This is a genomic window from Ruegeria sp. BHSA163 (assembly GCF_059613365.1).
The window spans coordinates 1-12866 of the sequence record NZ_JBXWSJ010000084.1; the positions used below are offsets into that span (position 1 = coordinate 1).

Genomic DNA, 12866 nt, shown 5'->3' on the forward strand with positions numbered 1-12866 from the left:
TCGCAGGATTTCAGCAAACATCTCATCAGTTGGAGTAAGGCCGGTTCGCGCATCGATCATGAACAGGCAAACGTCTGCCATATCAACTGCGCGTTCAGTCAGGCGACGCATCCGCCCTTGCAAACTGTCGTCCGTCGCGTCCTCAAGACCTGCGGTGTCGATCACAGTAAATCGAAGATCGCCCAGCCGACCTTCGCCTTCACGCAGATCCCGCGTTACCCCCGGTTGATCGTCAACCAAGGCCAATCGTTTGCCGACAAGGCGATTGAACAGAGTGGATTTACCCACATTGGGGCGCCCCACAATTGCGAGGGTCAGCGACATGATACTCAACTTTCAAAACTCAAGAAGCGCCCTTTAGCGCATCTTTCCGTCAACGGAAAGCGTGCAGTTCGCCCTTGGTCGAAACGACGTATAGCGTTTGCCCTGCTACGACAGGGGCGGTAGTCGCGCCGTTCGGAACCTCGACTTGGTGCACCAGCGACCCATCGACCGGGCTAAAAAAGCGCAAGAATCCGTCATTTGAGGCGACAACAACTCGGCCTCCGGCAACAATTGGGCCGTAATGGGCAAAGATTGGTCCCCGACGCCCTGGCCTGTCCTTGACAAAACCTGGCAGGTCTTGGGCCCAGACTATCGATCCGTCAGAAGCATCCAGGCGGACCAACTGACTGCGATCGCTGATCAGAAAGATGCTGTTACCTGCAGGCCAGACCGTATCAACTGCGCCTTCAGGCGCGGTCCAGCGGCGCTCACCCGTGGCGGCATCAAAGGCGACAGTGCGACCAGAATGGTTTCCGATATAGATCGTGCCGCCTGAGACCATGGGACCTCCGGTTACGTCTACGACACGCGCAGCAGCGCGCCCGCGACGTCCACCGGCAACAGAAGCGTTCCAGCGCCGGATACCTCCTTTGCGAAAGGTCGCCGCGACATCGCCGGACCCAAATGCGAAAACCGCTAAGTCCGAGGTCACAACCGGAGCTGGAGCCCCAAGCACGTTGCCAACGCTTGGAGTGCCTTGAACCTGCCAAGCAATGCGCCCATCCTTGGTGTTGACTGCCCAACCAGTATCGTCACCAGCAACAAGATACAGCAGCCCGTCGCTAACCAATGGCGCACCACTGCCTGTAGCATTCAAACGCTTTTGCCAACGCTGAACTCCAGTTTTGGCATCCAAAGCCGTCAGCCGACCAAATCCGGACGAGACGTATAGAATCCCGTTCGCATATGCTATGCCACCGCCGGTCGCATCAATTTCTTTTTCGGTGGCAGGGATAACATTAGTGCTCCACGCGACTGCCCCTTGAGGAGTAACGGCTGAAACTGTTGCCGCTGCATCGAGCGTGTAAATCAATCCCCCAGCAACAACCGGATCAGCAGTTATGCGCTGTTTGCGCGCGTCGCCCGCTCCGATCGAGGTTGACCAAATCCGCTGAGGCGTAGCGCGAAGAGCGGCATTTGTTGTCCGAAATGCAGCTGTACCTGGGCTTTGCGGCCAGCTGGCATTCGCAGACTGCCCGGGCAAACTGATCGGTTTTGATCCCCGCGTCTCAACTGTTTCATTGTCTATCGCAGGACGAATGTCTTCACGCTCGCCAGGTAAAATAACCTCAGGCTCCTGACAGGCGCTGAGAGTCATTAGGGTCAGCGCAGAAACCACTAGTCCAAAATGAGAAATATATTTTGCTGCCATGATCTCTTGCACCAGCCTGTCACATCCCGTTTTGCCGACCCGAAGGATCAACCTTGCTGCGCCACAAGTGGTTCCGGCTCACCGCCGAGTGCCACAATCAGCTGACCAGCACGTTGTTGAAGGTCAAAGCTGGCCTCTGCGTCCTGGCGAAGAGCCTGCAGGCGTTCAATCGCGGCCTGTGTCTCTCCCTCTGAAATCTCGATAAGAGCGAGCTGCTCTTCGGCCAGCAGCCGCAAAGGTGCACCAGGTGCTGCCAGGGCCTCAAATTGCTGACGCCGATCAGCGGCCGGCAAAGAATCAGTTTGCAGTAACAACGCTTTGAAACTGGCGATAGCGCGATAAATCTCCGGCAGATCGCCCTGAACCGCGATAGCATTCAACTTTTCGACAGCCTCAGCCTCGGAACCCGCCTCGAATTGTGATGCGGACGAAAGCATGTTCAGAACCGCGTCCCCGCCAGCTGATTCAGCATCAATCTGGCTTAGACGTTCAGCGCGCTCGGTCGACCCGTTCTCGGCCAGCGCGGAAAGGATTGCGTCGCCCAGTGCCTCGGCTTGGCCGGTTTCGCGGGCCTTGCGGTATTCGTTGAACGCTGCGCCGCCAACGATCGCGACTACAGCAACTACCCCGATCCATCCCCAACGACGCAAAAGCAGGTACATGCGGTCGCGTCGTACCTCTTCGGTGACTTCATCAATAAAACTATCGGCGTCGCTCATCCTGCCCCCGGGCGTTGTATTCGGCTTTCTGGCGCCATGTCATACCCCGCCGCCACGGCCAAGCCAAGTGCCCGAATTCACACATTCTGTGATATACTGGCGCCTCTTGCCTAAAAAAGTGAACCGAACTATTCAGTTCAGTATGGACATGCATGGGGTTCGGCCCCATTTCAAGGCATGTGCGCCAAGGTTCAGTTTGGCCAAGGTATTGGTAGAGAGGCTTTGTATGCGGTTGATTTCCCTAATCAACGCGGTTTTGGTCACCGTCGCATTGTATTTCCTGGTTTTTCAACGGGATGAACTGTTTGCGTTCGCTGGTCGTGGCGAAGATCAATCCGCATCGGCCGAAGATTCCGTTGAACAGGGTTCTGTCGTCGCCGAAAACGCTGTTGGAGTCGTCGCACTCCGATCGACCGCACGCGAGATAGGCAGTGCCGTGCTCTTGCGGGGACAAACAAAAGCGAACCGTCAGGTTGAAGTTTTGGCAGAAACTACGTCGACAGTGGTCTCCGAACCGATGCGCAAAGGCGCATTTGTCGAAGCGGGTGATCTTCTTTGCGAACTTGACCCCGGCACACGTCCTGCGGGTCTGGCCGAAGCGATGGCAGGAAAACTTGAAGCAGAAAGCCGAATACCCGAGGCTGAGGCTCGTTTGGAAGAAGCTCACGCTCTGGTCGCCGAAGCCGAAATCAATCTGAAAGCAGCCAGCCGACTATCTGAAAGTGGATTTGGATCAGAAACACGCCGAATTTCCAGCGAGGCCGCTATGAGCAGCGCCGATGCCGGCGTGAAATCTGCTGAAGCAGGATTGGAAGCCACTCAAGCGGGTATCGAGGCAGCCGTAGCCGAAGTCGCCGCAGCCCGTCGCGAAATGGACAGGCTTACCATCGAGGCTCCGTTCAAAGGTTTGCTGGAAAGCGATACCGCAGAACTAGGGAGCTTGATGCAACCCGGATCACTGTGCGCGACTGTTATACAGCTTGATCCGATAAAACTGGTCGGTTTTGTTCCGGAAACTGAAGTGAATCGCATTATTGTAGGGTCCTTGGCCTCGGCCAAACTGGTTACAGGGCTTCAGGTTGAAGGTCGCGTAACTTTCTTAAGTCGTTCGGCAGACGAAACAACTCGCACATTTGAGGTGGAAGTAACCGTACCCAACCCCGAACTGTTGATTCGAGACGGCCAAACCGCAGAAATTCAGATTGCAGCGGAAGGCGTCAAAGCTCACTTGCTACCGCAATCTGCTCTTACACTCAACAATGACGGCCAGTTGGGTGTACGTACAGTCGGGGCGGGCAACATCGTCGATTTCATGCCGATTGAGTTGCTGCGCGACACGTCCGAAGGCGTATGGATCGGTGGCCTTCCAGAAACAACTGATGTGATTGTTGTAGGGCAGGAATTTGTGACAAGCGGTGTGGCCGTGGCGCCGACTTACATGGAAGAATCGCAATGACGGGTATCGTCAGTTGGGCCGCTGGCCGCGCCAGAATGGTTCTGGCGTTCATTGCGATCTCACTTGTTGTGGGGGGGTTCGCCTATGTCAGCTTGCCTAAGGAAGGCGAGCCGGACATTGAAATCCCCGCCCTGTTCGTTTCAGTGTCATTCCCCGGAATCTCGGCAGAGGATTCCGAAAACCTTTTGGTCAAACCAATGGAAACCGAACTGGCGGATTTGGATGGCCTAAAGGAAATGACCGCCACCGCTGCTGAAGGCTATGCCGGCATCGGGCTGGAATTTGACTTCGGCTGGGACAAGACAGCCATAACCGCCGATGTGCGTGATGCAATGAACAGCGCACAGGCCGAATTTCCCGATGGCGCTGAACAATATTCACTGTTCGAAATCAACTTTTCGGAATTCCCGATAGTCATCGTGAACTTGACGGGCGCTGTACCTGAACGCACAATGGCCCGCATTGCCAAAGACTTGCAGGATGAACTTGAAGCATTGGATTCTGTGCTTGAAGCTGGAATAGCGGGTAATCGCGACGAGTTGCTGGAAGTTATCATCGATCCACTTCGACTCGAATCCTATAACGTTACAGCGGCCGAATTGATCGACGTCGTGCGCAACAACAACCAATTGATTGCGGCAGGCGAAGTAGAAACGGCGCAAGGCACATTCTCGGTTAAAATTCCGTCCTCGTTCAAAACCGCACGGGATGTGTACGAACTGCCCGTCAAAGTTAACGGCGACCGCGTCGTAACTCTGGGTGAGTTGGCCGAAATCAATTACACCTTCGAAGACCGCTCGGGTACTGCCCGCTTCAATGGCGAAGCCACCGTGGCGTTGCAAGTGGTCAAACGCAAGGGATTCAACCTGATTGACACAGTTGAACAGGTGAAACAGACAATTGATGCAGCCCAGACTAAATGGCCACCTGAATTGCAGGCGGCCGTCGATGTCGGAACTTCTAACGACCAGAGCCGTATCGTTGGATCAATGGTCAGTCAGCTGGAAGGATCTGTTCTGACTGCGATCGCTTTGGTGATGATCGTAGTGCTTGCGTCATTAGGAACGCGTGCCGCGCTTTTGGTTGGATTTGCCATTCCGACATCATTCCTCCTTTGTTTTGCATTTCTTGCTGTAATGGGTGTCAGCATTTCCAATATCGTGATGTTCGGTCTCATTCTGGCAGTCGGAATGTTGGTAGATGGCGCCATCGTTGTTGTCGAATACGCTGACAAACGCATCAAAGAAGGCGTTGGCCCCATGCACGCCTACGTTCAGGCCGCTCAACGGATGTTTTGGCCGATCGTGTCGTCAACGGCCACTACACTTTGTGCCTTTCTTCCCATGCTGTTTTGGCCCGGTGTTCCTGGCGAGTTCATGGGGATGTTGCCCGTTACGCTTATTTTCGTACTTTCGGCGTCGTTAATCGTCGCGCTTATCTATCTTCCGGTCATGGGCGGCGTTTCCGGACGCCTTAGCCGCACTTTCGACCGTATGTCGAAATGGTTAAGGGCACGTACTCCATGGTGGGTACGCGCCGCATTGGTCCCGCCTTCACTTTATTTGATTTTCCTTGGCGCGATGCTGATGCTGAACCCCAGCTATTTGTTGCCCGGCGGCTCTATCGTTGGAGCGGTTCTATTTTTGTTTGGAGCTTTTGCAGGTTCGGTTACGCTCAGCGCGGCGCGAATTGAACGTAAGGTCGACGAGAAGGTTCAAACATCAAAAGAACACACCCCTTTTGGTTATTTCGTCAAATTTCTGGTTGGAAATCCGGTAATGCCGATCGTCGCTATCGCAGCGGTGTTCGCAATGGTTTTCTACATTGCTTTTGTACTTTTCCCACAGAACTCTCGCGGAGTTGAGTTTTTCGTCGAAAACGAACCGGAACAAGCCACTGCGTATGTGCGCGCCCGGGGAAACCTGTCTCTGGCTGAAAAAGACGCGATGGTATTGGCGGCAGAAGAGGTCATCAGCGCCCATCCCGCAGTTATTAATGTCTTTTCCTTTGCTGGCGAAGGCGGTTTGGATCAAAACAATGGCGGTGCCCAAGCCCCGGCTGATACGGTAGGGCGAGTTCAGTTCGAGATCATACCATGGGAGGATCGGCCCACCGTATCCGAACCTGTCGCTGGAGGACGTTTGGAACGGCAGGTTATTGCGCCTGAATTCGATGGCGATTTCGTGCTGGAAGAGTTGAGTTCCGAACTTGCCAAGTTACCGGGTATCGTGGTCGAAATTTTGGCCTTAGAACAGGGACCCGCGTCGGCCAAACCGGTACATTTGCGTATCAAAGGCGACAGCTGGGAAGATCTGACCACAGCCGCGTCAAACGCACGCTCGGTGTTTGATTCAATGCCCGGCCTGATCAAAGTCGAAGACACCCTACCGCTTCCCGGAATCGACTGGCAAATCGACGTCGATGTCGCCAAGGCCGGGCGTTTTGGCGCCGATGTTGCGACCGTTGGTGCAATGGTACAATTGGTGACACGCGGCATCCTGTTGGGCGAAATGCGCCCTGACAGCACGGATGAGGAAATCGAAATAAGGGTCCGCCTGCCCGAGGAAGACCGAGTGTTATCAACTTTGGATACTCTAAAAGTGCGAACCCAGGATGGGTTGGTGCCTCTTTCGAACTTTGTCACGCGTAAGCCAGTGGCCAAACTCGCGGTAATCGACCGGGTCAATCAGGAACGTTACTATGACGTAAAAGCGGATGTCGAACCCAGTTTGAGCAAAGTGTTCATCGAAGGTTCAGATGGGGCAGAACAACGTTTGGCCGTAATGAAAGAGGTCGCCGAAGGGGCAGAACCTTCCGGAACGGTTTTGACCAACTCAGAAGGCAAGGCTTTTGAGCTTGTGCAGCTAACAGGCGCCGAAAGTATCGATGACCTGCAAAATGCCATTGAAAGCGGAGATGCCAAGTTTGGTCTGATCAACCCGAATGAACGTATCGCGGTTCTGACCGAATGGTTAAACACCGATCCCTTTACCAACACGGTAAGTTGGGAATGGACCGGAGACCAGGAAGATCAAGAAGAATCGGGCGCCTTTCTGGTCAACGCGTTTGCTGGTGCGTTGGGGCTAATGTTCGTAATTCTGCTGGCGCAATTCAATTCGTTCTACAACTCTGTTCTTGTTCTTTTGGCCGTCGTGCTTTCCACAACCGGTGTACTGATCGGAATGATGTGGATGCAACAGCCCTTTTCGATCATCATGACCGGGACAGGTATTGTGGCGCTTGCAGGGATTGTGGTGAACAACAACATTGTTCTGATTGACACTTATCAGGAATACAGCCGCCAAATGCCCAGAATCGAGGCTATTGTACGAACGGCCGAGGCGCGAATTCGACCCGTTTTGCTAACAACTTTGACAACTATGGCGGGCCTCACGCCAATGATGTTCGGTTTGTCTCTGGACTTTATCAATGGTGGATATTCAATCGACAGCCCCACTGCGCTTTGGTGGAAGCAGCTTGCGACAGCAGTTGTTTTCGGCCTGGGCACGGCAACCGTGCTGACTCTGATCGTAACGCCATCGTTTCTTGCGCTTCGGGTTTGGGTTGTCACCTACTCGGTCTGGCTGGCCAAGGCATTGGCCGGTCTAACCGGGGGCCGGTCCAGTCAAATTGCGCAAGATATGAAAATTGGCCGCACGGCGCGCCAGATGCAATCCACCGAAGTCGTCTGGACTGACAACGCCGACGTAATTTTCGAGTCGCAAAGAACAGATAATGACAATCCGGACCATCCTCCTTCAACGCCATTGAAGGCCGCTGAATAGTCTGTTGCGACGGCGTTTCGATTTAGGGTTTAACCTTAAAGTATGCAGTGATCACGCAACCTGCGCATCCAGTTGCTGCCTGTTCCAAAGCTGTGCATAGCGCCCCTCATGCAAAAGCAATGCATCATGGGTGCCTTGCTCTATGATTTTGCCTTTTTCCAAAACGACAATCTGGTCGGCCTCGGCAATAGTACTTAGACGGTGCGCGATCGTTATCACAGTCCGCCCTTCACCAGCACGAGCAAGCGCATCCTTGATATCCTGTTCCGTATCTGTGTCCAAAGCTGATGTCGCTTCGTCCAGCAGCAGAATCGGAGGGTTCTTCAACAGTGTTCGTGCAATGCCGACGCGTTGCTTTTCTCCCCCTGATAACTTAAGTCCGCGTTCGCCGACTTTGGTATCATAACCTTGCGGCAAACCTTCGATAAACTCGTGTATTTGGGCCGCTTTAGCAGCGGCCTCGACATCTGCTTGGCTAGCACCATCCCGACCGTAGGCGATGTTGTAGCGGATCGTGTCGTTGAACAGGACCGTGTCTTGAGGAACTACTCCAATAGCTGAATGAAGGCTGGATTGTGTAACGTTCCGAACGTCTTGCCCGTCAATCTTCAACGCGCCACCGGTAACATCATAAAAACGGAACAACAAACGCCCAATTGTGGACTTTCCTGAACCGGTTGCACCCACAATAGCCACGGTTTTCCCGGCTGGCACTGTCAAGGACACTCCACGCAAGATCTCCCGATCTGGATCATATCCGAAACGAACATTGTCGAGGGTGACTTGCCCCCCAGCCACCTCAAGATCACGCGCACCGGGCTTGTCGGTTACCTCAGATGGCTGTTCCAGCAAATCGAACATTTGTCCCATATCAACCAACGACTGACGGATTTCGCGGTAAACCGTGCCAAGGAAATTCAGTGGGACCGTAATTTGGATCATGTACGCATTGACCATGACGAAATCCCCCACAGTGAGCGTTCCGTTTTGTACTCCAATGGCCGCCAGAACCATGACACCAATCAATCCCGCAGTGATCAGCATGGATTGACCAAAATTCAAAAACGCAAGCGAATAAGCCGTTTTTAGCGCTGCCTGAGCATACGCCTTCATCGACACATCGTAACGTTCAGCTTCGCGCGTTTCCGCATTGAAATACTTGACAGTTTCGAAGTTCAATAGGCTGTCGATCGCTCGTTGATTGGCTTCGGTATCCTGATCGTTCATTTCACGACGCAGTTTTACGCGCCATTCGGTCACCGCAAATGTGAACCAGATGTACAGTGTGATTGTCGCTGCGACCACGACCAGATACCATACATCGAACAACCACATTAATATGACCGCCACCATCAAAAGTTCTAAAATCAGCGGTCCAATGGAAAAGAGTAAAAACCGCAGCAGGAATTCTACGCCTTTGACGCCCCTTTCGATAATGCGGCTTAGGCCACCAGTGCGCCGGGTCACGTGATAGCGCATCGACAATTGGTGGATGTGCCGAAATGTTTCTAGCGCCAGCGCTCGCAGTGCCCTTTGCCCCACCGGTGCGAACAGCGCGTCCCGCAACTGCTGAAATCCAACGGTCATCATTCGAGCTATGCCATAGGCAACGGTCAAACCCACCGCTCCCAACGCCAGCGGGGGCACACCTTCGCCAGCTAACCCATCAACTGCGCCTTTATATAAAATCGGGGTGTAGACAGCGATCAGCTTGGCCAAGACAAGCATCAACAATGCTATTACCACACGCCGCTTTACCCACGGCTCATCATCAGGCCATAGATATGGTGCAACTTTGCGGATGGTGCGCCATCCCGACTTGCGCTCGTCCTGGTCTCGCGTCTCAATAGGCGGATTCGCGGGCTTTCGTCTCATCACGTACCTTAACATCGGTCTGAGATTGACCCTGGCCCGCACTGGGCCAGTGTCAGCGTTCTATTCGGGGATCGTGAAGATTTGCCCGGGATAAATCAGGTCTGGGTCGCGGATTGACTCGCGATTGGCATCGAACAGCCTGACATACAACACTCCATCGCCATAACGCTCGCGCGAAATAGCCCACAAGGTGTCGCCTTTTTGAACTGTGACGGACCTGATCGGAGCTGCCGTCGACGAGTTGGGGTTGGCCGCTGCCTCGGCAGCCTTCAACGTTTCGATGGGTTCACGTTGGAAAGGTGTCTCGATCCGGCTAACCACGTCGCCTTCGGGTGAAACCTCGTCTACGCGCAATGTATAGACACCGGGATCCACACCTTCGATTTCTCCACGCCACTGACCGTCGTTCGAAGGATCCAAATCTGCCACAAGATTGTTGTCCAAATACAGACGCACCGAGGAATCATCCTGAACGCGGCCTGTCAGCTCAACCTCGCCTTCGTCTGAATACCCAATTGTGTCGAGTTCAACTTGATCCGGCGGTGTTTCGCTTGCTGCAGGCGGCTTAACCAGTTCGACGCCATCTTCGCCAGACCTCAGGATAGCCACCTGTTGGCTCGGCTTGTCGGGGTTCGTGGTTGGGGTGATAGCCGCAGGTTCTTCGTCGGTTTCGGTTTCAGCAACAGAGGTTGCTGTCTCCGAAGACTCTGTCTGCGGCTCTTCTAATTCTTCGATTTTTGGGTCAGGGCTTTCTGCGTCAGAAGCCTCCAATCCGGCGGTTTCGGGGTCCTCGGTTTCCTGAGGAGCATTATCCGTTAGCTCAGGCCCAGGCTCAGGCAGAGCGGCGATCAGATAGTCATCAGAACGAACAGGCTCATCCTCATTTTGAGTTTCCAATACCAACCCTCTCGCATCATCATCAAAAGGAATTGACAGAAATTCGGCGAACTGACCAGTTTCGTCCACGGTAAAGCTGTGAACAGTTTCGCCATCCAGCACGACGTCGACTTCGGAACCCGGATCTGCTGTTCCTGAAAGCAAAGAATTCCCGTCTGGTTCGACAAAAATCTGATCCAGAACCGGAGCGGCAGTGGCGATTTCATCAGTTGCGGGGTCTTCAGACTCAGATTCAACGGCGGGTTCGGAAATATCCGCCGATTGGTCCGTGCCGACATTTTGTTCCAGAGCTTCGGCCTGAATATCCTCTGTCGACGCCGCAGGCTCATCTGTTTGCAACTCTTCCGACGGTTGCTCAACAGCAACGTCGGTTTCGGTCGGTGACTGTGTAGGTGTCCTGTTGAAAATCCCCGATAGATAAAGCCCCCCTGCCACCAAAACAGCGACGAGCCCCGCAACCAGCCCCCAAATAAATGTTTTAGAGCTTCCGCTTCCCGATTCGGCGTTCATTCTTTTCCTTTCACCCCGCCACACAAATACCCCGAGTGTCGAGCATTCGATCGGACGGTTGAGCCAATCTATCAATGTCGCTATCAGGGGTCAAAACCTCTGACACAAGCCCGGAGAAGTCATTCCATGTCTCAGAAATCTGTTTGTGTGTATTGCGGGTCACGCAATGGCACTAATCCGGCCTATTCACAAGCTGCCAACCAATTTGGACAGTTGTTGGCTAAGGAAGGTTGGAGATTGGTTTACGGCGCCGGAGACGTAGGGTTGATGGGCGAAGTTGCGCGCGCAGCGCAATCGACCGGCGGTGAAACCTTTGGTGTGATCCCTGTTCACCTTTTGCAACGTGAAGTGGGTAAGACAGACCTTACGCGATTCATCGTAACCGAGACGATGCATGAACGTAAGAAAGTCATGATCATGAACGCTGATGCCGTCGTCGTGCTTCCCGGAGGAGCGGGGTCTTTGGACGAGTTGTTCGAGGCCCTGACCTGGCGACAGTTGGGTTTGCACGACAAGCCCATACTGGTCTTGAACATAGACGGTTACTGGGATGCATTGCGCACTCTTCTGCAGCAAGTCATCGATCAGGATTTCGCTGATGCATCACTGTTAGATTTTATTACCTGGGTCGACAGTCCTAACGCCGCGATGTCTGCCCTGCGGCAGGTTTTAGACTGACGTAATAGATGGGCGGTGTGTAACCGCCCTTATCTTTCCCGTTCACGGAACAGACGATTTCAACCGATTGCTCAACAAAGCTTCTACTTTGCGTAAGGGGTGATTGGTCATGGTCTTGTCGACTTCGGCGACAACTTTAGCCAAGACTTTACTGTGAAGCCGACGACGTAGAAGCCCCAGTACATGCGGACTTGCAACTAAAACCAATCGTTTATACGCGCCTTTTAAACCCTTTCGGTTCAGTAAATTTGCCAAATCTTGCACAAAAAGAGATTTCGCATGGGTTTTCCAGTCGGGCTCCTCTATGGCCGACTTTTGGTTCGGCCCCGCGTCATACCTACGACCGGCACGATCCGTAGGTCTGGGTTGAGGCGTATCAAGCTCCTCGACGGAGACGACAACCAGATTGGGGTCCTGCGCGTCGGTGATATTCTCCATCACCAGCGCCTTTTCCCCGTCCGCGATAATGACCCAAGTTCCCTGTTCAAGTGCAGCCATAGTGACCTCCTGTATCGATTTATTTGCTCATCCCTCATCCAGCGGGCACAGCCCATCTGGTCGCGTGAATGGTGTCTTTCACGCAGCACAGTGTTGTTTTTCAACGATTTGGCGGTTCTCTCCCTCCGCCTACTATAGCTAGGTACTGCGGGAGGCGGTGCAATAGGTTTCAACATGAAAGTTGACGTGTCGGCAGGTTTCCACCCGTCAGGTGGACAATTCGATCACCGTGATCTCAGGCGACACTCCGAATCGCACCGGCAAGATGGAGCACCCGATCCCGCCCGAGACAATCAGATCACGCCCATCCTCGTGCACGTGGCCATAGGCGTAACGGTTGCGGCACTGGGACGGGACAAACGGCGCCCAACCCGCAAACCGAATCTGCCCGCCATGGGTGTGACCAGAGACCGTCAAGGCAACCCGCTTGGGCATCTCGGGGAACATACCGGGCTCATGGGCCATCATGATGACAGGCGCGTCATCGATAACTTGCGCCAATGTTGCCGGTAAGTCGTGCAACCTTCGGCATTTTCGTAACCCGCGCGGGATCGCGCGTTGATCCTCCAACCGCGCCGACCAAACTCTGGCATCATCCAAATTGACCTCGGCATTGGACAAGACCTGAAAGCCCATACCGTTCAAGCGTCTGGACATAGCCATTCGACCCAACCGCGTCGTCGCACATGCCATTTGCGCACATGCAGCCGCAGCGCAGGTTCAAGAAAGAACCTGTAGCCCAAAGAAAAAAG

At 53.9% G+C, this 12866-nt stretch carries 10 protein-coding genes; 3 read left to right on the forward strand and 7 right to left on the reverse strand.

Annotated features, from left to right (window positions below; translation table 11 throughout):
- The 3 genes from AC2FNV_RS22075 to AC2FNV_RS22085 all read right to left on the reverse strand — a co-directional run.
- Positions 1-324: GTPase (locus AC2FNV_RS22075; RefSeq protein WP_496774520.1), on the reverse strand; the 324-nt coding region annotated here is incomplete at its 3' end.
- Positions 325-373: 49 nt separating this feature from the next.
- Positions 374-1696: a PQQ-like beta-propeller repeat protein gene (locus tag AC2FNV_RS22080; protein ID WP_170605141.1), complete on the reverse strand. Its 1323-nt coding sequence runs from the start codon at positions 1694-1696 to the stop codon at positions 374-376.
- 47 nt (positions 1697-1743) lie between these two features.
- Entirely contained in the window at positions 1744-2415 is a 672-nt protein-coding gene (locus tag AC2FNV_RS22085; protein ID WP_170605139.1) for a hypothetical protein, read from the reverse strand.
- A 226-nt stretch (positions 2416-2641) separates the two neighbouring features.
- On the opposite strand from AC2FNV_RS22085, the gene AC2FNV_RS22090 reads away from it, so the two are divergent.
- Positions 2642-3871 (forward strand): efflux RND transporter periplasmic adaptor subunit, encoded by a 1230-nt coding sequence (locus AC2FNV_RS22090; protein WP_170605138.1) that lies wholly within the window; start codon positions 2642-2644, stop codon positions 3869-3871.
- A complete protein-coding gene (locus tag AC2FNV_RS22095; RefSeq protein WP_496774531.1) occupies positions 3868-7656 on the forward strand; it encodes an efflux RND transporter permease subunit in 3789 nt (1262 codons plus the stop codon). Before AC2FNV_RS22090 ends, AC2FNV_RS22095 begins: the two co-directional genes overlap by 4 nt.
- 51 nt (positions 7657-7707) lie before the next feature.
- Here AC2FNV_RS22095 and AC2FNV_RS22100 read toward each other — a convergent pair whose 3' ends face one another.
- Positions 7708-9531, reverse strand: a complete 1824-nt coding sequence (locus tag AC2FNV_RS22100) for an ABCB family ABC transporter ATP-binding protein/permease (protein ID WP_170605134.1) — start codon at positions 9529-9531, stop codon at positions 7708-7710.
- A gap of 60 nt (positions 9532-9591) precedes the next feature.
- A complete protein-coding gene (locus tag AC2FNV_RS22105; protein WP_170605132.1) occupies positions 9592-10938 on the reverse strand; it encodes a LysM peptidoglycan-binding domain-containing protein in 1347 nt (448 codons plus the stop codon).
- A gap of 126 nt (positions 10939-11064) precedes the next feature.
- Here AC2FNV_RS22105 and AC2FNV_RS22110 point away from each other — a divergent pair, with 126 nt between their 5' ends.
- Positions 11065-11616 carry an LOG family protein gene (locus AC2FNV_RS22110; RefSeq protein WP_170605130.1) on the forward strand — a complete coding sequence of 184 codons (552 nt, stop codon included), beginning with the start codon at positions 11065-11067 and terminating at the stop codon, positions 11614-11616.
- Positions 11617-11658: 42 nt separating this feature from the next.
- Here the strand turns inward: AC2FNV_RS22110 and AC2FNV_RS22115 are convergent, their stop codons facing one another.
- Together AC2FNV_RS22115 and AC2FNV_RS22120 are read right to left on the reverse strand one after the other, a co-directional pair.
- Positions 11659-12114, reverse strand: coding sequence for a baeRF12 domain-containing protein (locus AC2FNV_RS22115; RefSeq protein ID WP_496774534.1), 456 nt, complete (start codon positions 12112-12114; stop codon positions 11659-11661).
- A gap of 207 nt (positions 12115-12321) precedes the next feature.
- Entirely contained in the window at positions 12322-12771 is a 450-nt protein-coding gene (locus AC2FNV_RS22120) for a metallophosphoesterase (protein ID WP_170605126.1), read from the reverse strand.
- Positions 12772-12866: the final 95 nt, after the last annotated feature.

Excerpts from the sequence above, each read along its gene's own strand:
- AC2FNV_RS22080 (WP_170605141.1), bottom strand. The coding sequence starts at position 1,696 with ATGGCAGCAAAATATATTTCTCATTTTGGACTAGTGGTTTCTGCGCTG.
- AC2FNV_RS22085 (WP_170605139.1), bottom strand. The coding sequence starts at position 2,415 with ATGAGCGACGCCGATAGTTTTATTGATGAAGTCACCGAAGAGGTACGA.
- AC2FNV_RS22090 (WP_170605138.1), top strand. The coding sequence starts at position 2,642 with ATGCGGTTGATTTCCCTAATCAACGCGGTTTTGGTCACCGTCGCATTG.
- AC2FNV_RS22095 (WP_496774531.1), top strand. The coding sequence starts at position 3,868 with ATGACGGGTATCGTCAGTTGGGCCGCTGGCCGCGCCAGAATGGTTCTG.
- AC2FNV_RS22100 (WP_170605134.1), bottom strand. The coding sequence starts at position 9,531 with ATGAGACGAAAGCCCGCGAATCCGCCTATTGAGACGCGAGACCAGGAC.
- AC2FNV_RS22105 (WP_170605132.1), bottom strand. The coding sequence starts at position 10,938 with ATGAACGCCGAATCGGGAAGCGGAAGCTCTAAAACATTTATTTGGGGG.
- AC2FNV_RS22110 (WP_170605130.1), top strand. The coding sequence starts at position 11,065 with ATGTCTCAGAAATCTGTTTGTGTGTATTGCGGGTCACGCAATGGCACT.
- AC2FNV_RS22115 (WP_496774534.1), bottom strand. The coding sequence starts at position 12,114 with ATGGCTGCACTTGAACAGGGAACTTGGGTCATTATCGCGGACGGGGAA.
- AC2FNV_RS22120 (WP_170605126.1), bottom strand. The coding sequence starts at position 12,771 with ATGTCCAGACGCTTGAACGGTATGGGCTTTCAGGTCTTGTCCAATGCC.